This window comes from Salipaludibacillus aurantiacus, from assembly GCF_900111295.1.
Taxonomy (GTDB): Bacteria; Bacillota; Bacilli; order Bacillales; family Salisediminibacteriaceae; genus Salipaludibacillus; species Salipaludibacillus aurantiacus.
Genome location: NZ_FOGT01000007.1, coordinates 69,315 through 89,112 on the forward strand (window position 1 = coordinate 69,315; position 19,798 = coordinate 89,112).

14 protein-coding genes are annotated in these 19,798 nt (G+C 45.6%); 6 read left to right on the forward strand and 8 right to left on the reverse strand.

Annotation, left to right across the window (positions count from 1 at the left end):
- Positions 1-357: 357 nt before the first annotated feature.
- From BMW59_RS10235 to BMW59_RS10265, 7 genes are all read right to left on the reverse strand, one after another.
- Complete coding sequence (locus BMW59_RS10235) at positions 358-2,211, reverse strand: bifunctional metallophosphatase/5'-nucleotidase (protein ID WP_093051275.1); 1,854 nt, start codon at positions 2,209-2,211, stop codon at positions 358-360.
- Between the two features lie 605 nt (positions 2,212-2,816).
- Positions 2,817-3,353, reverse strand: coding sequence for a GNAT family N-acetyltransferase (locus tag BMW59_RS10240; RefSeq protein WP_093051278.1), 537 nt, complete (start codon positions 3,351-3,353; stop codon positions 2,817-2,819).
- A 234-nt stretch (positions 3,354-3,587) separates the two neighbouring features.
- Positions 3,588-4,259, reverse strand: coding sequence for a (2Fe-2S)-binding protein (locus tag BMW59_RS10245; protein ID WP_177174280.1), 672 nt, complete (start codon positions 4,257-4,259; stop codon positions 3,588-3,590).
- Positions 4,228-5,049: an ABC transporter ATP-binding protein gene (locus tag BMW59_RS10250; RefSeq protein WP_093051281.1), complete on the reverse strand. Its 822-nt coding sequence runs from the start codon at positions 5,047-5,049 to the stop codon at positions 4,228-4,230. Before BMW59_RS10250 ends, BMW59_RS10245 begins: the two co-directional genes overlap by 32 nt.
- 21 nt (positions 5,050-5,070) lie before the next feature.
- Positions 5,071-6,105 (reverse strand): FecCD family ABC transporter permease, encoded by a 1,035-nt coding sequence (locus BMW59_RS10255; RefSeq protein WP_093051284.1) that lies wholly within the window; start codon positions 6,103-6,105, stop codon positions 5,071-5,073.
- Positions 6,102-7,115, reverse strand: coding sequence for a FecCD family ABC transporter permease (locus tag BMW59_RS10260; protein WP_093051287.1), 1,014 nt, complete (start codon positions 7,113-7,115; stop codon positions 6,102-6,104). The genes BMW59_RS10255 and BMW59_RS10260 overlap by 4 nt, the downstream gene beginning before the upstream one ends.
- A gap of 19 nt (positions 7,116-7,134) precedes the next feature.
- Entirely contained in the window at positions 7,135-8,115 is a 981-nt protein-coding gene (locus BMW59_RS10265; RefSeq protein ID WP_093051291.1) for an ABC transporter substrate-binding protein, read from the reverse strand.
- 426 nt (positions 8,116-8,541) lie between these two features.
- On the opposite strand from BMW59_RS10265, the gene BMW59_RS10270 reads away from it, so the two are divergent.
- The 6 genes from BMW59_RS10270 to BMW59_RS21360 all read left to right on the forward strand — a co-directional run bounded on the left by BMW59_RS10270 (position 8,542) and on the right by BMW59_RS21360 (position 15,950).
- Entirely contained in the window at positions 8,542-10,572 is a 2,031-nt protein-coding gene (locus BMW59_RS10270) for an ATP-binding protein (protein WP_177174281.1), read from the forward strand.
- A gap of 6 nt (positions 10,573-10,578) precedes the next feature.
- Entirely contained in the window at positions 10,579-11,934 is a 1,356-nt protein-coding gene (locus tag BMW59_RS10275; RefSeq protein ID WP_177174282.1) for a sigma-54-dependent transcriptional regulator, read from the forward strand.
- Between the two features lie 167 nt (positions 11,935-12,101).
- Complete coding sequence (locus tag BMW59_RS10280) at positions 12,102-13,142, forward strand: TAXI family TRAP transporter solute-binding subunit (RefSeq protein WP_093051295.1); 1,041 nt, start codon at positions 12,102-12,104, stop codon at positions 13,140-13,142.
- A 46-nt stretch (positions 13,143-13,188) separates the two neighbouring features.
- Positions 13,189-13,659, forward strand: coding sequence for a DUF1850 domain-containing protein (locus tag BMW59_RS10285; RefSeq protein WP_093051298.1), 471 nt, complete (start codon positions 13,189-13,191; stop codon positions 13,657-13,659).
- Positions 13,660-13,663: 4 nt separating this feature from the next.
- Positions 13,664-15,634 carry a TRAP transporter permease gene (locus BMW59_RS10290; protein WP_093051301.1) on the forward strand — a complete coding sequence of 657 codons (1,971 nt, stop codon included), beginning with the start codon at positions 13,664-13,666 and terminating at the stop codon, positions 15,632-15,634.
- 115 nt (positions 15,635-15,749) lie between these two features.
- Positions 15,750-15,950, forward strand: a complete 201-nt coding sequence (locus BMW59_RS21360) for a hypothetical protein (protein ID WP_143051216.1) — start codon at positions 15,750-15,752, stop codon at positions 15,948-15,950.
- 1,142 nt (positions 15,951-17,092) lie between these two features.
- Here the strand turns inward: BMW59_RS21360 and BMW59_RS10300 are convergent.
- Positions 17,093-19,786 (reverse strand): glycoside hydrolase family 2 protein, encoded by a 2,694-nt coding sequence (locus BMW59_RS10300; protein WP_093051307.1) that lies wholly within the window; start codon positions 19,784-19,786, stop codon positions 17,093-17,095.
- Positions 19,787-19,798: the final 12 nt, after the last annotated feature.

A 19,798-nucleotide genomic window follows, 5' to 3' on the forward strand; every position in this document is an offset into this window, starting at 1 on the left:
TTGCAATTTGGCTAAGGATTGTGGCACTTCGGGCGAGGATTGTGACACCTCAGGAAGATTGTTGCACTTTCGCAAATGATTGTTATGCACTCTAAGAGATTGTTGCACTTTTGCCATAGATTGTTGCATTTTGCGCGGGGATTGTTGCACTTTATCAAAGGATTGTGGAATTCTGTTACTGCCGGGATTAATCCCCTTCCATTCCCCCCTGATGTAATCTAAGTTTACGACAAATTTCCCGGGAAATTGTCTTTTTTCTAAAACGGGAGGCAGCCCCTAAATATCTCTCCTTCCCAATTAACGCCAACAAAAAAAGCAAGGGGACCCATCCCCTTGCTCTAAAAAGCTATTAAAACATTACTCTGCTTCTTCTATTGTAATTCTGCCTTCGCCGTCTTCATAGTCGACAGCGCCTTCTGATTCCATCAGATAATCCATCCACTGGAACATCGCATTTGTGATGTAGCCGGCTTCCATTTGAATGATGTCAGCTGCGGAGAAGTCATACCCGCTTCCGCCTGCTGCCATGAAGTTGTTCGTTACAAGAGTATAAGTCTCATTATAATCGACCGGCTCACCGTCAATATATAAGTCAGCGTCAGTAAATGCGCCATCTTCATCCGTATAAATTGTATAAGATAAGCCGGATGTTTGGAGGTCAATACTGTTGCTTCGTGAGAAAGAATACTCAATGACATCTTTTAAGTCTTCGCCTGTAATCTCAATTTCAGTAAGTTCATTTCCGAAAGGCTCAACAGTGTAAATGTCCGCAGCTGTAATATCACCTTCGTCAATATTAGCGCGAATACCGCCGTTGTTTGTGAGCGCCAAATCCGCTCCTAACGCATCTTTCATAGCATCTGTAATGAAGTTGCCTAAAGACGTATCGCGCTGATATCGTGCATCACGGAACAAGCCAGTATTCGTATACCCTACGACTTCTTGCAGAAGCTCTTCCGCTTCAGCGTTGTAGGCGTCAATCATGTCCTGGACGTCCTGATTGACTTCTGTCAGTTCTTCCACATCCTGAAGATAATAGTCATTAAAAGTGACATCTGTTCCATCAAATTCAAGGTTGAAGTGTCCTACGAATAAGGAGTCAGCGCCAGCCTGAACAACAGGTGTCCCATTCACAATATCCGCTTCAAAAATTCTGCTGTGGGAGTGTCCTCCGATAATAACATCGAAGAAATCAACATTTTCAGCAAGGTGTTTATCAGCTCTGTTTCCAATATGTGTTAAAGCAATCAGAATATCTGTTTCGTCCTGTAAATATGAATACTGCTCAGCCGTTTCTACATAATCATGAAAATCAATTCCGACAATGCCGGTAGGATTCGTAGCCGGCGGGTTTTGCGTTAAACCGAAAATCCCAACGTCCACACCATCGATTTCATAAATTTCATAAGGCTTTGGCTGCTGGATCGCAATGTCAGGGTCGACGACTTCCATGTTGGCACTTAACCAGTCAAACTCCGCCTGCTCTTCTCTCGCAGCAAAAGCTTCCTGGCCATAATCGAATTCGTGGTTTCCGATAGCCATAGCGTCAAGCCCCATTTCATTTAACAAAGCAACGATAGGCTCGCCATCCTGCAAGTCAACAACAGCATTTCCGCTGAATATGTCCCCTGCATCAAGGTAAAGATAGTTGTCGGCTCCCGCCCCTTTTTCGTTAATAAAGGCTGAAATTTTTCCTAAAGGATCAATCTTAGAATGAATATCATTTGTATGGAAAATATCCAGAACAAACGGCTCTTCGTCTGCTTCGCTGTAATCAAAGTCAATTTCAAAATCATTAACGGTAAGCGTGCCTGACAGGCCATCAAGATCATCGTTCCCGTGCTCAACCGTTACAAGTGACCGGTTCTCTGAAGAAACCTCGTAATCTGTTAAAGCAGGTTCAAGCACAGTCGCGTCATCCAGTTCGACTGTAACGTCTACCATTCTGTTAATATCCAGACCTTTAGGATATGTCTTGTCAAAATCAATGACAAAGCTGGTAGAATCAAGTGCAGAGACATCTTCAACCGTACGTTCCGGACCATGAGGGGCGTTTTCACTGTTTCCCCGCTGTTCACTTACCTTGCCGTTTCCATTGCCGTTACCCTGGTGCCCGTCAGCAAACGCCGCCGGAGCCACCGTGCCGGCTGTGAGCAATCCCGCAAGTACTGCCACTGAAATTTTGCGAGTCATTTTTGAACCGTTCTTCATTCGATTTCCTCCCTTAAATTATGTAGTCGATAACCTATCAACCTAGCTATGATGGTCATACTCTGTAAGTATAAAGTCGCCCAGGAAATGTTGTAAACGTTTTATTATCAGACGTCAGACCAATTTGAGTACTTTTTCACGGGACAGGAGGTTGAGATTCCGGTCATGATTTTCATCCTCTCTTTTCCATCTTTTCTTCCCGCAAAAATTAATTCAATAGACTATTAGTATAAAAGGGGAGAAAAACAGCTGTATCAATAAATCGCTTCTTTTATCTAAGGTATTGTATGGAAACTTCTATAAAGATTTATTAAGAAATCATTGTCAAAAAATATATAATTTTGGCTCTTTTTATGGTAATAAATGGTTTTAAATCATGGTAAATACGCTTTATTTTTCAACTGCTCCCGTTAGTGTAGGCTAAAAGTCATCAAATTTATGACTATTTATTTATAAAGTAATTGAGATTTGTCACTTATACGCATTAGACCTACTTCTTTTTATAGGCAAAAATTTAAACCGCGGAAGAACCTCCACGGCTTTAAATGCGTCTGGCTATTTATTTGCGGAACTCTCCTTTAAAGGCGCCCATGGCTGGCTGCCCCTTACCCTTGATCTCCCTTAAGTTTGGAATACATTTTCAGGTCTACATACCGCCCTTTCGACAGCTCGGCTTCTCTAAGGGTTCCTTCATATTGAAAGCTGAGTTTTTCAAGCATTTTAACGGAATTGTGATTTTCTGCCTCAACTCTAGCTTCGATCCGGTTCATATTCATCGATTCGAAAGCATAGCGGACCAGACCGGATACCGTTTCTGACCCGTAGCCTTTTCCCCAGTGCCTCGAAGAAAGTTCGTAGCCTATTTCTGTTTTGGCATTTACTTTGTCAATAAGATTGTAGCCGCAGGATCCAAGGAGTCCGCCGGATGCTTTTTCAATAATTGCAAAGCGAACGGCTTCCTTTTTTTCTGAAAGGCTGTTAAATAAACTGATCATTTCCTCTGCCTGGCTTTTATCTGAAAAAGGAGTAATATTCATATATTTTGTCACTTCAGGATCAGACCAGATACTGCATAAAGCGGATGTATCATCAAGCGTTACTTCTCTTAATATAAGCCTTTCAGTGTGGATTGGTAAAAACAAAGCGATCCCTCCTTCTCTGCTTAATCATATATAAGCAGAAAAACAATGTCTACCTGAACCAGCGGGCACTTTAAATCTCTTTTAAAAATTTTTCGCCATCAAAGTATTATCACCGCATCAGCCTGAACTGTAGGAGTAAGCTGCGGTCCCCCTCCTACCCATTAAGTGTGACACGGGCTGGTTACAGGGCGACCATCATTCTTCACCATGAAAAAAAGCTGAGTCTGTGAGACGTCAGCTTTTTTCGCATACTTTAGGACAGGCAGTACAATAGTTACCCTCACCTGTTTTGTAATAAAAGCAGCATGTCTTCCGCCGCCGCGTACCAGCATCGCCCGTATAGAACGGGTAGAGAGGGTTGCTCGTTTCTCCAAACAGTTCTCCGGATGCTTCATATACAAGATAATGAAGGTCTTTGTTTAATTGATCTCTAAATTTCATATCCGCATTCTTTGCAAAAGCTTTTTCGTAAAGGGAGAATACACGGACCGCTGTATTTTCCCATAATGTTGGCATAGGTATCTTCGTGATTTCATTAAGAGTCCGCCAGATTGGTGTCAGGTGATCGCAAAACACCTTATAAATCGTCTCATCCCATGAGGCAGTGATGGGCTTCCTGGAGAGAAGTTCTATTTCCTGCTTCCATTTATCCCCTGCGCTGTCAATATGAATGATCGTCTTTTCTAAAGAGACGTCTATACATTTCCCATCAGTCGTTTGCAGTTTTAGCGCACGACAGGCAAATGCACGGGCATACCACTTTGAGAACTGGGACGCAGATACGAGTAAAGAAGGAGAATCAATCGCTTTTCCCAGTTTATGAATATAAGCCTCACACGTCTCAGGAAGGATCAGATTTGTCGCCTCGATCTGTTCACTTTGCTTTTGCACGAATGGAAGACTCATCAGCCATGCGCCCCTTTCCATGCGGAATGACCATTGGCGAACCAAAAATTGGATCATTCGTAATCATACATTCCATATTAAACACATCGCGGACCATTTTCTTCGTCATAATATCATCAGGAGCGCCTGCATCATAAATTGTTTTATTCCGCATCGCTACCAGATGATGGGCATAACGGCAGGCTAAGTTCATATCGTGCAGCACCATAACAACCGTCCGTTGTTCTTTCTCATTTAACTCATATAACAGATCAAGGACGTCAATTTGGTGACTCATATCTAAATAAGTAGTCGGCTCGTCAAGCAACAACGTGTCTGACCCTTGTGCCAGTGTCATCGCAATCCAGGCACGCTGCCGTTGACCTCCGGAAAGCTCATCTACAGCAGATAAAGCATGCTCTGTCATTCCCGTAGCCCGGAGCGCTTTGGAGACCATTTTTTCATCTTCTAAAGACCACTGTTTCAAAAAGCTTTGATGCGGATACCGTCCCTGTTTAACGAGCTGCTCAACGGACAGCCCTTCAGGTGCAGAGGGTCCTTGAGGCAGAATGGACATTTGTTTAGCAATATCTTTCGTCTTTCGAGTAGAAATGTCTTCCCCATCCAGAAGAATCATCCCTTTTTCTGTTTTCAGCAACCTTGCCATCGTACGGAGAAGAGTGGATTTTCCGCAGCCGTTCCCACCGATAAAGACGGTAATTTTGCCTTTTGGAATGGTCACCGTTAAATCGTTTAATATCAGCTTATCGTCATAAGAAAAACGGACGTCTTTAGCTTCAAGGCTTTTCATAACAAATCACATTCCTCTCTTTTACATATGGTGGCGGTTCCTGAATAGCAAATACAGAAAAAATGGGGCGCCCACTCCGGCAGTAAAGACACCGGCAGGGATATCAACAGGGTAAAATAAGGTACGGGCAGCTAAGTCTGCCCCGAAGAGCAAAAGCGCACCTGAACTGGCTGAGGCCAAAGTTAATGCACCGTGAGTTTTTCCCACTAGTGTCCTTGCAATATGGGGAGCAATCAATCCCACAAAGCCTACTGCGCCGACAAGAGCGACAGCTGAACCGGCCAGAATCACACTAAACAATAACAGAATGAGACGATCAAGCTGCAGCCGGACACCAAGCCCTAAAGCTGTATCGTTACCCAGCTGCTGGGTATTGAGACTGCGTGAAAATACCATCGTAACAGGGATCGTAAGAAACACTACCGTAACTAATATACCTACGTCATTCCATGAGGCGCCATACACACTTCCGGTCAGCCATAAATAAGCCTGAGAGGCTGTAACAGCTGAACTTACCACAATCATAAAAGTCGTACCAGCACTCATGATGGCAGAAATACCGATCCCAATCAGCACAAGGCGAATCGGGGTAATCCCCCGCTGCCATGCAAGAAAATAGGTCAGGACAGCCACGAGCAAAGAGCCAGTAACCGCAGCCAGAGGAAGAAACTGGATACTTAAACCGGCACCGTATGTGAGGAAAATAACTGCTGCAACAGCTCCTCCGCCAGTGACGCCAATGATATCCGGTGCGGCTAATGGATTACGGACAATCCCTTGCAAAATCATACCGGACACACCAAGTGCTGCACCTGCCACTAAAGAAAGCAGCGTTCTCGGCAAGCGGGATTGCATCACGATGAATTCATTTGCTCCACTGCCATTTCCAAACAATGCAGTGACGACCTCGTACGGTGATAGTAATGTATGACCCAGCATTGGCCCAATTACACAGGCAAACACTGCCAGGAAAAACAAAATAAGATTAATGATAACCGTTCTTTTTTCAAAAATAAATGAAAAGCGGCTGCTGCGAACCGTAATGGCCGGTTTCATAATGACTTCAGCCCCCTTCTTGCAATATATATGAAGAAGGGGCCGCCGATAATAGCTGTCATGACGCCAATAGGCACTTCCTGAGGCCTGATGACCAGTCTTGCGGCAACATCTGCCCCGACTAAAAGGAAGGCGCCCAGTATGGCCGAATAAGGTAATATCCAACGGTAATCAGTGCCCGCAAAAAAGCGGGCAATATGCGGTATGACAAGGCCTATGAATCCGACAGCTCCAACAATGGCAACTGAACTTCCCGCAAGCACAACCACAATGGCCCCCATCGCCGCTTTTATGAGCAAAATATTCTGACCCATTCCCTTTGCAATATCGTCACCGGTGACAAGCAGGTTAATCGCTCTTCCCATTAATAATGCGGTGATCATAGCGGTTACGATAAATGGGAGTACAGGTATCAGCATATCAAGTGTTCTGCCGCTGACGGATCCCGCAAGCCAGAACAGAACATCCTGTAAGCCAGCTTCATCAAACACAAGAATACCTTGTGTGTATGACTGAAACAGAGCACTGATTGCGGCCCCGGCGAGTACAATCTTTACAGGGGTTAACCCGTCCCTGCCAAGAGAGCCAAGAATGTAGACAATCAAAGCGGCTAAAGCTGCCCCTGCAAAGGCCAGCCACATTAGGGAAACCAGCGAGGAAACTGAAAAGAAGACCATGCCAACGACAATAAAGAAGATCGCTCCATTGTTAATGCCGAAAATACTAGGGGAAGCCATTGGATTTCTCGTCATTGCCTGCATGAGCGTCCCGGAAACAGCCAGCCCGGCTCCAACGACGGTACCGATAACGGCTCTTGGCAGCCGGTCATAGCGAACCACAATATGAGATGTTAAATTCTGATCAAAGGAAGTAAATGAACGCACCGCCTCTTCCGCTGAAATAGGCGTCTGGCCAAAAATAATACTCGAAGCGAAGGCCATCACCAGTAAAAGAGAGAGAAGGATAAAAGTCGTCACTTTCTTCTGTTGAAATACGTTTGCCACTTTCATCCAATCTCCCTTTCCGGTGTTATTCTTCTTCTACGTCAAAAATGTCATACAAGTCATCTAACATCAGGTTAGCTGCCAGTACTCCTCCTCCGGCATTCCACGTTTCCTCTTCGACCATATAGACATTATCAGACTTTACAGCTTCAAGCTCCTGCCAGAGCGGATGACTCGTCCATTCTTCGTAAGTGGCTTCGATCTGTTCAGTTTCTGTACCAGAGTTAAAGTTAAAAATAATGTCAGCATCTGCTTCCGGAATACTCTCCTTGGAAGACAGCTTTATGCCCCACTCATCCGGATCATCGTGGCCTTCCGGACGGTCAAACCCTGTATCGGCAAGAATCTGTCCGGCAAATCCCATGTAGAAAATACGGGCATGGTCGGCACGAAAGTTTGTGATCGCCGCTTCAATTGGCAGTTCGTCACTCATCTGCTCCTGGAAATGCTCTGTTCTTGCTTCATAGTCAGCAAGGAGCTGATCTGCTTCTTCCTCTTTATTCAGCGCCTGTCCCATTATGTTCAATGTATCTTTCCATAAGTAAACTTCTTCACCCACTACAGTCGGTGCAATATTTGAAAGCTGATCGTAAATGTCTTCGTGGCGTGTTTTCGATGCGATAATAACATCAGGATCAAGCTCGGCAATGGCTTCAAGGTTAGGCTGAGTTTCTTCACCGAGCATCTCTGCCCCTTCCAAGTCATCACGTAAGTATTCATAAATAGGCTGCTGCGTCCAGGATTCGACAATTCCATCAGGCTGTACGCCAAGAGCGGCTGCAGTGTCGTTCGCCCCCTGATACAAGGTTACGACCGTTTCCGGTGTACCTTCTATATCAGTTTCACCCATCGCATGTTCTACCGTACGCGTCTCGCTCTGCTCAGAGGAGTTATTATTATTTGATTCCCCGGAATTCACGCTTGCTTCATCATCGGAACCGCAGCCTCCCAGCAGTAAAGCAGCTGATAAGCTGATTGTTATGTATGTACTTTTTGAAACAGACATAAGTCAAAACCCCTTTAGTGAGAATGATTTTCATTACCAATGACAATATTACAACTGATCATCATTCTCGTCAACGACTAATTAGGAAACTTTTTTCATAATTTTTTATAAAATGACTGGCTGTAAGTAATGTTCGCCAGCCCAATTAGATCTCTCTATTGTAAGTGTTTATCATCCTCTCACTCCGGCTCCAGGCACCCCAGCGGCTCATATATTACTTTTATCATCCGCTCACCTCGGCCCACGTCACATGAGCGGCTCAATTTGCTGCCCTGCTCCCCTCACTCAAACCTGAAACGACAAAAATATACTTTTTTTTCAAGTAGGATGCCTTGCCCATTACTGCTAAAATTATGGATGAACCGGCTCGCACAAATTAGTTCGAATATTCGAAAATTCCCGTTCACTAAAGGAGGTGCCCCACAGGTGAAACATATCTTGATTATTGCCTTGCTTACCGGAATGCTCATTAGCCCGCCACATACCGCTGCAATAGTTGCCGACCACCATGCTCAAACTGAAACAGACACGCAGTCCGAACCTCTCATTGTGGCTTATGATCCTGAGCTTGTTCCTCTCCATATGGATGACGGTGAAAACCGCGGCTTTTCCCTTGAATTAATGGACCGCATATCGGAGGCTGCCGGCTTAGATATCGTTTATGAACCGATGACAAAATCGGAAGCGATTGCAAAGATTACTGACCAGGAAATCGATATTATTTTAAGTATTCCTTTCTCTGAAAAGCATTCCACTATGATGGAATTTACAGATGCTGTTTTTTCTACTTCGGTCGGAGTTTTGACACGGGTGGATGATGAGGACATAGACGTTGTGACAGACCTGTCCGAGTCACTCGTCGCCTTGCAAAATGAGACGGTCGAATACGAGTTTTTAAGAAATATAAGGCGCATTCAATTTCAAGTTACGAGCAGCCAGCGGCGTGCGCTTGATATATTCATAGAAGGCCGGGCCGATGCTTTTGCAGGAAATGTCGTCACTGCAAACACCCTGCTGGAACAGTATGGCCTGGAAGATGAGTATACGTTCGCCGATTCCCATCTGCTGCATGTTGATTATTCGTTCGCTGTTCAAAGAGAGAACTATTCCCTCTTAAATCAGTTAAACTCTGAAATCCGCCGGATGAAAGCCTCGGGAGCATACAGCGAATTGTATGACCAATACTTTCAGGACGACGATCCATTTGCCAGGTGGCTGTTAATTTCCGTCCAGGTCGCAGCGGGCCTACTAATCATCCTGCTCTTATTATTTCTTATCAGTGTTCGCTGGAACCGCCAGCTGCAGACGAAAGTAGAAAAGAAAACAGCTGATTTAAACGAATTGAACCACTCCCTTTTGCAGCAAATAGAGTTGAAACGGAATAACAACGAATTTTTAAATCAGATATTGGACAGCAGTCCCCGCGGAATTGTGACGCTCGACAAAGGCGGTAAGATTACAAAGTTTAATCCGCAGGCGACTCAAGTGTCAGGTATTGCAGTTCCTCCTGTTCATACCCCTTACGAAGAAGTAAACCTTGTTCGTGAACTGCTGAAAGAAAAAGCTGAACGTGTCCTTAAAGGAGAAAAAGTGCGTTTTTTAGGTGAACATATGAACTGGACAAGAAGCGATGGCCACTTTTTTCAGTTGCGGTATTTCGTTTACCCGCTTTATAACTACGACCAGCAGATCAACGGACTAATTTTGACTTTTGAAGACGTGACAGAAGAATTCACGTTAAGAAAAAAGCTGTTTGAACAGGAAAAAAACCAGGCATTAAGCCGTGTAGTCGCAGGAATTGCCCATGAAATCAGGAACCCTCTCAGTTCAATTAAAACTTTTGTGGAGCTGATTCCGACTAAAATGCACAATGAAAAATTCCAGCAGCAAATCTCCACTTATGTGCCAAAAGAAATTGTCCGGGTCAGCGAGCTGATCGAGGGGCTGATAAACTACGCACGGCCCCGGCATCAGACGATCGAAGTGATTCATGTCAAAAAACTGCTTCACGAATGCTTTATTTTGTTTGAACCCACAGCTGCGAATAAAGGCTTCGAGTTCCATTTTGACGTTCCGGAAGAGTTATTTATTGAAGCCGATCCTCACCAGCTGAAACAGATTGTTATTAATTTAATTATTAACTCGCTGGACGCCCTTGAGGAAAAGCAGGCAGCAGACCCGGCCGAAGAACGGAATCCATTAAGCCTGACCCTTGCCGCTCGCAAAAACCAGCACACCATTTCTATTGAGGTCACTGATAATGGCATCGGTATGACCGGTGATGAGCGCAAAAAAATTCTGGAACCTTTTTATACAACAAAATCGAAAGGGACAGGACTCGGGCTTGCAATCGCTGGGCAGATGATTGAAGAAAATGACGGGGAATTAAAGATAACGAGCCGAAAAAATGCTGGGACAAAAATGACGCTTATTTTTAAGGCTTCAGGAAAGGAATGATACAGCATGATCAACATTTTAATTTTGGATGATGAACAGGCCATCTGCTCGTCGTTAACCTTCGCGCTCGAAGACGACTACAATGTTACAGCGACGACAGAGCCTCAGGAAGCTTTAAGTCTTGTGGAGCACAGTGTTTACCAGATCTGCCTGCTCGATCTGAAAATAGGAAATACCGACGGAGTCGACGTACTAAAGCAGTTTAAACAGCTTCAGCCGGCGATGGAAGTCATCATGATTACCGCTTACGGAACAATTGAAACGTCTGTCGCCGCTTTGCAAAACGGCGCTTTTTCCTACGTCACAAAACCAGTTAATATGGATGAACTTAAGGCCAACATTGAAAAGGCGCTCAAATATAAAGAACTGAACCAGCAAGTTGAATACTTATCCAAAGAACTGCAAAAGAAATACCGCTATGAGGAAATGGTAGGTCAGAGCGAGGAGATGCAGAAAGTGTTCAGCCTTGTAGACAAAGTCAAGGAAGTAGACACTAATGTCCTCATCACCGGTGAGAGCGGAACAGGCAAAGAGCTGATTGCGAGAGCGATTCACTATTCAGGCAAGCGAGCAAAAGGCCCTTTAGAGATTGTTAATTGCGCAGCCATTCCAGAACAGCTTCTTGAAAGCGAATTATTCGGTTACGAAAAAGGGGCTTTTACTGGAGCTGTCAGTCCCAAGCCGGGAAAGTTTGAGCTGGCAAACAAAGGGACACTATTTCTTGACGAAATCGGGGACATGCCCCATTCCCTCCAGGCAAAACTGTTGAGAATCCTGCAGACAAAAGAGGTGACACGTTTAGGCTCGAATGAAACGAAAACGCTCGATGTGAGAGTCATCGCGGCGACAAACCTGGATCTGGAAAAAGAAATGGAGGAAGGGAACTTCAGAGAAGACCTTTATTTCAGGCTTAACGTCATTGAGATTCATACGCCTCCACTCCGGGACAGGAAAAGTGATCTGCCATTCCTGATTAATTATTTAATTGATAAAAACCATCGGGAGCTTGGGCTGCCCCGCAAAACGTTGACTAAAGAAGCAGAAGCAAGAATGACCGCCTATGATTATCCCGGCAACATCAGGGAACTGGCAAATATCATTGAAGCCTCAATGGTGTTTGCCGAAGGGGATGAAATAGGCGTCTCAGACTTACCCGGTTCAATGAAACGCTCCGGTAAACAGAGAGCAAACCCTTCCGCCTCCTTGCAGCCTTTTATCGGCCTCACCGTCAAGGAACTGGAGAAACAGTTTATATTAACTAACTTAGAACACCAGGGCGGCCATAAAAAGAATACGGCACTCGCGTTAGGCATCAGCGAACGCAGCCTCAGAGATAAGCTGAAACAATACGAACAGGATTAATCCATTTCAGGACAACCGGCATTTCTTTCACACCCGGCAGAAAATGCCGGTATTTCCTGACGAGTAAATGTATGCGTTTTCATTAAAATCGCATGAGACCAACGATTCTGAAAATTGGCATGATTATTGCAACTTATATTAATAACACATCTTAAGGGGGATTTCACATGAAAAAATCACTATCGGTACTGTTAGGCGGACTATTGTCAGTTGGGTTAGTTGCATGCGGAGATGAAGGTAATGGGGGTAACAACGCAGACGGGGATGATACCGCTGCGGCAAACAATAACAATAATAACGCTGGAGAAGAGTCAGCAGGTCTTGATGAAGATTTATTTGTAACCGTTGCCACGGGTGGTACATCAGGGGTCTACTATCCGATCGGCGGCGCCATCGCTAATATTCTCGAAGGAGATCTTGGCATAGATACATCAGTCCAGTCCACTGGAGCGTCTGTGGAAAATATTAATTTGCTCGATACAAACCGTACAGAACTTGCAATCACAATGGCTGATGCCGTGGCCCAGGCATATGAAGGAACGGGCCCTTTTGAGGACGAAGCACCGAAGGAAAACTTAACGGGATTAGCCGCCTTGTATCCTAACTTTGTTCAAGTGGTGACAACCGAGGACACAGGCATTGAATCCATAGAAGATTTAGAAGGCCGAAGCGTTGGTGTTGGGGCACCGGGGTCCGGTGTCGAACTTAACGCCCGTATGATTTTAGACGCTCACGGCATGAGCTACGATGATATTGATGAAGATTTCCTTTCATACAGCGAAGCCATCGATCAGATCAAAAATGGAATGGTTGAGGCTGCCTTTGTGACAAGCGGGGTTCCAAATGCGACCGTTATTGATTTATCTACTACACATGATGCGAAAGTCCTTCCTATTGAAGGAGAAGCGATGGACAGCCTGATGGAAGAGTATCCGTTCTTCTCCACCGGAACAATTGAAGGAGGCACATACGATCAGGAAGAGGATGTCAACACAGCGACTATTACAAACCTTTTGCTTGTAAACAGCGAATTATCAGAAGATACAGTGTATGAAATAACGAAATCTCTGTTTGATAACCTGGATAGTATCCACAGTTCCCATAATGCGGCTCAGGATATTACACTTGAAACGATCCAGGAAGGAATGCCTGTCCCATTACACCCGGGCGCCGAGCGTTATTTTGAAGAAGAAGGTGTACTTGACTAAATGAGGAGGGAAGCAGGGGAAACATCCGTTTCCTCTGCACTTTGCCATGACGGGAAAACTGTTAGCAGCTGCAATGATGATTTTGGCCGGCACCTTTACGGCATCTTTATTTCAGTCTGACGAAGAACACGTCCGGCTCATTTTTGAAGAGGCGAGAACGGGAGAAGTGCTTCTTGAAGCTGAGGCAAACAAGGGAGACCGCCTCACATTCTCATGGATTCACTCCGTGGAGAAAACACCGTGGAATGAAACGTACGAGATTCAGGAAGATAACAGCCTTCTTTTAAAAAGCACGAGCTTTGCCTCTTATGGAGCCGGCGTTCCCCATCAAAAAGGGGAGATGAAAATAGAAAACGGATTGATTACTTATGACAACATTGACGAACATATCGATAACCTATCGTGGATTCACTCGCACGAGGCCAACCATGAAATGAACCTGAATAACGAAATCATCTTGTCAGTTAACGACCTTCCACACCACGAAGCAATTAGACTGACTGTTAAAAAGAGGTGACCCAATGAGCAAAGAAAAACCGATCGGGGAAAAAGAGAAAAAAGTTTTAGAAAAATATGATAACGAATCGCGGTTCAGGGACTTCCGTTTCAGGCCGGCCGCTCTCATTGTTTCAGGGATGGCGATCGCTTTATCGCTTTACCACTTGTATACGTCTTATTTCGGCACCCCTGTCACTTTACAGCACCGTTCCCTGCATGTGGCAGTGGTTCTGGCTTTAATCTTTCTTATTTACCCGGCTTTTAAAAAGCTCGACAGGAGCAAACTGCACTGGTACGACGTGATATTTGCTTTACTCGCGTTGTCTACGACGGTTTATATTTTTGCCGACTATGATGGCATTATCAGACGCGGCGGTATGCCGAATGACATGGACCTCGTATTCGGGGCCATTCTGGTCGTTCTCACGCTGGAAGCCGCCCGAAGAGTAGCAGGGTGGGCCCTTCCTGCACTGGCTGTCCTCTTTTTACTTTACGGCCTGTACGGCAATTCGTTAGCAGGCATCTTCCGCCACCGGGGATATGAATGGGACGAAATCGTCAGTTTTATGTATACGACAACTGAGGGTGTGTACGGGACAGCGATCAGTGTATCCGCCACCTACATCTTCCTGTTTATTCTGTTTGGAGCTTTTCTGTCCAAATCAGGAATGGGCCAGTTTTTCAATGATTTAGCCATGGCCATCGCAGGGCAGACAAAAGGCGGGCCGGCTAAAGTATCGGTTATTGCCAGCGGCTTTCTCGGAAGTATTAACGGGGCTGCCGTCGCCAACGTCGTGACCACCGGATCATTTACGATCCCTTTGATGAAAAAAATTGGCTATAAGAAAAACTTTGCCGGTGCCGTTGAAGCTTCAGCCAGTGTCGGCGGGCAGATTCTGCCGCCTATTATGGGGGCCGCTGCCTTCATTATGGCTGAAATACTGGGCATCCCTTACCGGGACATTGCTTTAGCAGCCCTTCTTCCAGCTTTGCTGTTTTATCTTGGAGTCATCGTGCAAATTCACCTGAGGGCAACCAAAGAAGGACTTAAAGGAATCTCCAGGGACAATCTGCCTCGCATTATGGATGTCATGAAAGAACGGGGCCATTTATTGATTCCGCTGTTATTTTTAATGTATATGCTGTTCTTCAGCGGACGGACGATTATTTACTCTGCATTCCTGACGATTCTTGTGACCGTGGCAATTGCTATGCTTCGCAAAACGACACGGATGACGATTAAAGATATCGTCCAGGCATTGGAAAACGGGGCGCGGACGGCGCTCACTGTTGCGATTGCCTGTGCTTCTGTCGGCCTGATTGTCGGGATTGCGACACTCACTGGCTTCGGTCTGAAGTTAGCAAACAGTATTGTCACATTAGGCGGGGAATCACTTCTGCTTACGCTGATGTTTACGATGGTAGCCTGCATTGTACTTGGAATGGGGCTTCCGAGTATTCCGACCTACATCATCACAGCGACGATGGCCGCCCCTGCACTTGTGGAACTCGGCATTGAGCCGCTCGTGGCCCACTTGTTTGTTTTCTACTTTGGTATTTTCGCTAACATTACGCCTCCGGTGGCTCTAGCCTCCTTTGCGGCTGCGGGAATATCGGGGGGCGAACAGATGCGGACCGGGTTTATATCGATGAAACTCGCCATCGCAGGTTTCATCGTCCCTTATATCTTTGTTTATAATAATAACTTGCTTCTGATCAATACGACTTTCCTGGAAGGAGTCCTGGTCGTCGTTACTTCAGTAACAGGCGTCGTAATGCTCGGCATTGCGGCTGAAGGCTACTTCTTAACAAGAATAAATCCGATCATACGGGTTCTCTTGTTTGGCGGAGCGTTATTATTTATGAATCCGAACTGGATTCAGGACATCATTGCCGTTTCCATTATCGCCGTAGTGGTCGTCGTGCAATGGATGCGAGCTAAAAAAGAAGGCGGATTTAACCTGCCGATTACAGATTCACCTAAAGTGAGTTAAAGAGTTTTCGGGAACCTGGAAGTTTCAAGAGATGATTCTCTTGCTTCCAGGTTTTTTTGGAGGGAGGGGGGGTTCGGGGAATGGAGAAGTGCTGGCATAGGGAAGCGTTGAATTATTGGGAGAAGGATATGAGCCGCTCATACTCGTTTTAGCCACCTGGACGGCTGATATATTGCTTTTATTAGCCACTCAGGGTGGCGCTCTTCATGCGAGCGGCTCATATATTACTTATATCATCCTCTCGCATCGACTCGTGGCACTCGAGCGGCTCTTATATCCCTTTTATCACCCGCTCGCACCGGCTTACGACGCATGAGCGGCTCTTTTATTGCTTTTATCATCCGCTCACACCGGCTCACGGCACATGAGCGGCTCTTATATCCCTTTTATCACCCGCTCGCACCGGCTCACGGCACTTGAGCGGCTCTTTTATTGCTTTTATCATCCGCTCACGACGGCTCACAGCACCTGAGCGGCTCTTATATCCCTTTTATCACCCACTCACACCGGCTCCCGCCCCATGAGCGGCTCTTTTATTGCTTTTATCATCCGCTCACGACGACTCACAGCACTTGAGCGGCTCTTTTATTGCTTTTATCATCCGCTCACATCGGCTCCCGACACCTGAGCGGCTCTTATATCCCTTTTATCACCCGCTCACAACGGCTCACAGCACTTGAGCGGCTCTTTTATTGCTTTTATCATCCGCTCACAACGGCTCACAGCACTTGAGCGGCTCTTTTACCCCTTTTATCATCCGCTCACAACGGCTCCAACCCCATGAGCGGCTCTTTTATTGCTTTTATCATCCGCTCACGACGGCTCACAGCACCTGAGCGGCTCTTTTACCCCTTTTATCATCCGCTCACTTCGGCTCCCGACTCTTGAGCAGCTCTTTTATTGCTTTTATCATCCGCTCACACCGGCGCCCGTCCCCTGAGCGGCTCATATTTCTCGATTATCACCCACTTACCAAAATTTCAAAAAGCCCCGCCCCTTCCCCTCGTCAAAGAAACAAATAATTTAACAAACCTTTACACGATCTATAAATTCTCTAAACAATTACCTGATAACATACTAATTGTAAGAGGAGATCTCAAACGTTTCCCCCCCCTTTGCATGAAGTTATCCCCCCCTGATAACTTCATAAATTTACCGGCCTTAAGCGCTGCATCCGCCTAAGGCCGGTTATTTTTCCTTTTTTCACACCTGCTTTTTTAATAAATCTCCAGCACCCACTGCCCCATTTTTATAGACTGCTGAACTGAAAAGAAGCAAAGAGCGATGCTCCCTGCTTCTCCCGTTGCTGCCCCCAGATTGTGGTGCACTCATATTAACCTGGGCCACTCCATACTTCCCCAGGTCACATCCAGTTTGCAGCCTACCCTCTATTCTCTCATTTTCCGCCCGGCTCAATTAGTTCCTCTCGATTTTTTCAACATTCTCATGCTCTCAGGCTTAATCAATGACTTGTTTAATAATATGGCCGGCTAACGGCTGACTTGTTAAATTTTCGAGCAGCTTCCATGTTGTGACGTAAACCGTACCTGTGCCTACACTCTGCTTAATAAAGGAACCGCCGACCTGGCCGATCCACCCTTCAAAATACACGCCAAGAATGTCACTTGTCTCGGCATAATGCGGATTACCGAAGAGGTAAACGGTTCTGCCGCCTTCTTTACTGTAATCAGTAAACGGAATAATGCAGTCAGGGTAAAGACCTTCCATTTCCCATCCCAGCTCTTTTCTTATAGGCACTTCACCAAAAAATGTCTTATTTACAGCCTGCATAGAGGAAGAGCGCTGCCAGCTTTCCCCCGGAGGGAGCTGTTTGAACGAATAATAGCCTTTATTCGGTATCTCATCGCCTTGTTCGGCAAAAAACACAACTGTCTTTCCTTCTCTCGTCCCTTGGGCCGCTTCAGGAGTCCATTCTGCTGCCAGAATGACCTCAGCCTCGCTAACAGAATCAACAGCTGTTCCTCCCATTTGTTCGAAAGCCTGAACAGTTTCCGATGACAAAGCTGCCGGATAAAAACGGCACGACAGATTTTTAACCTTTGGAGCAAACATCAATTCTTCTGTTACTTCACAGTTGTTCCCCCCGTTCTCAACAAACTGAAGACGAAGATCTTTTAATTCAGGTCCTGTTACTTCCGGAACCGAAAAACGAATGGCTTCCTTAAGTTCAGTGACTGGCTCCGCGTTAAGGTGAACAGGGAAAGATCCCTTCAAATCTGTTCCCGGAATCCCCCAATGCACGTCTCCTTTCAAGGAATGATGACTGTGGTTGGAAAAATAGAGGTCGATGACCAGCGTATCACCGCACCAGGCATTTCTTTTAGAAACCTCCGGCACCACGATCACTTCCCCATTAAATGTGCGCATCTCTTCCGGCTTAAATTTCGGTTGGCGCAAATAGTCCAGCCAGCCGTTTGTTTCCCACTCCACATCGGTAAATTCGGTAACGACATACCCGCTCAGATCTTTTCGTTTTCTCATTTCCTGAATCAAAGATTTAATGCCACGGAACATCCGCTTTCGGGACACATCAGTTAGTTCATTGAAATCCTTGAACATATGATCAAATTGAAACCTTTGAAAATTCACTTCTGCTGTTTTCGGAGATTTATAGTCTTCATTATGCGTCTCATCACCCTGGTTTTGAAACCACCATGGCTCTCCTCCATAATGTTTAAATAATTTTTCTACATCCGGCAGGCCCCACATGCCAAATTCTGAAACGATGACCGGTTCCTGCCTCGACTCAAACCCATCCACGAAATTTAATGTTTTGTCTCCGACTATAAATGTATCGAGGTCTTTCTCCCATTCTTCTTTTTGTTCAGGCATCGTAAAGTAGCGATGATAGTCATTTATATCTGTCTTTACGTGAATCCACCCTGAATTATCACAAATTAAACGGGACGGATCCATTTGTTTAACCCGGTCAAACAGTTCCTCTACGTGAGTTTGTTTTTCTTCATCCTTTGACAAAGTCCATTCCAGGCCCCATTCTTCGTTATACAGAGACCAGATAATAATGGAAGGGTGATTGTAATCCCTTTGGATCATGGCTTCCAGATCCTGTTCAAACCGTTTCGTTCCCTGCTTCGTCCATTTAATATAATTCGGTGGCTCGGCCCAGATAAGCATTCCCAGGCGGTCTGCCCAGTAAAGATAGCGCGGCAGTTCAATTTTAATGTGTTTCCGGAGCATATTAAGGCCCATTTTTTTGGCTTGTTTAATTTCGTTAATAATGTACTCATCCGACGGGGCCGAATAAATCGTATCAGGATAGTAAGCCTGGTCAAGCGCTCCCCGTAGGTACAATGGCTTACCGTTTAAATAGAGCGTCCCTTCACTGAATGAAATATGGCGCATGCCAAAGACCGCTGAGTCTTCCTCTCCATTCTTAATCCCGGCTTTAATCTCGTACAGGGCGGGATGATCGGGCGACCACTGTTCCGCGCCTTTCATTGAAAAAGCAAAAGTATTCTTTTTTTCCGGCAGAGTCACTTCCAGCCGTGTGGCCTGGTCCTTATCGCTGTCATCCGGATATGGCGTACAGCTGATATGTGCCAAAACAGGCTCCAGCGGTTTTTCGGACAAAGTGACGGTCACTTTCGCTTCTTCGTTATCGCAATCAGGTGTTACATGAATGCTTTCAATAAACAGTTCCTCATTTATTTCGAGCCAGACGTCCTGCCAGATTCCGCTCACTCTTGTATACCAGCTGCCTTGTTTTCCGATTGGAATCTCTGCATTATCCTGAGGATCATATACTCGGACGACGATTCGCTGCTGGCCGGTTTCATTTAACTTATCCGTGATATCAATTGAAAAAGGGGTAAACCCTCCCTCATGGCTTCCTGCATATTTCCCGTTGATCCATACCATCGCTTCATAATCGACAGCTGCAAAATGGAGGTGAATTTTTTTTCCTGTCCCGGGCTGATCGATACTCACTTCCTTTTCGTACCACGCCATACCTGTATAATGAAGCAGGCTGCCGCCCTCAGTCTGCCAAATATGCGGGACAGTTACTTCCATTCCCTGCGGCAGGCCCTCCTGCCAGGACTCCCTTTCCCCGGTTTGAGCCGGGTCTTTATTAAATTTCCAAACACCGTTAAGGTCTATTTTTTTTTCCATAATGGTCCCTCC

Coding starts and splice junctions, on each gene's coding strand:
- BMW59_RS10235 (WP_093051275.1), bottom strand. CDS start 2,211: ATGAAGAACGGTTCAAAAATGACTCGCAAAATTTCAGTGGCAGTACTT.
- BMW59_RS10245 (WP_177174280.1), bottom strand. CDS start 4,259: ATGAGTCTTCCATTCGTGCAAAAGCAAAGTGAACAGATCGAGGCGACA.
- BMW59_RS10250 (WP_093051281.1), bottom strand. CDS start 5,049: ATGAAAAGCCTTGAAGCTAAAGACGTCCGTTTTTCTTATGACGATAAG.
- BMW59_RS10255 (WP_093051284.1), bottom strand. CDS start 6,105: ATGAAACCGGCCATTACGGTTCGCAGCAGCCGCTTTTCATTTATTTTT.
- BMW59_RS10260 (WP_093051287.1), bottom strand. CDS start 7,115: ATGAAAGTGGCAAACGTATTTCAACAGAAGAAAGTGACGACTTTTATC.
- BMW59_RS10265 (WP_093051291.1), bottom strand. CDS start 8,115: ATGTCTGTTTCAAAAAGTACATACATAACAATCAGCTTATCAGCTGCT.
- BMW59_RS10275 (WP_177174282.1), top strand. CDS start 10,579: ATGATCAACATTTTAATTTTGGATGATGAACAGGCCATCTGCTCGTCG.
- BMW59_RS10280 (WP_093051295.1), top strand. CDS start 12,102: ATGAAAAAATCACTATCGGTACTGTTAGGCGGACTATTGTCAGTTGGG.
- BMW59_RS10285 (WP_093051298.1), top strand. CDS start 13,189: ATGACGGGAAAACTGTTAGCAGCTGCAATGATGATTTTGGCCGGCACC.
- BMW59_RS10290 (WP_093051301.1), top strand. CDS start 13,664: ATGAGCAAAGAAAAACCGATCGGGGAAAAAGAGAAAAAAGTTTTAGAA.
- BMW59_RS10300 (WP_093051307.1), bottom strand. CDS start 19,786: ATGGAAAAAAAAATAGACCTTAACGGTGTTTGGAAATTTAATAAAGAC.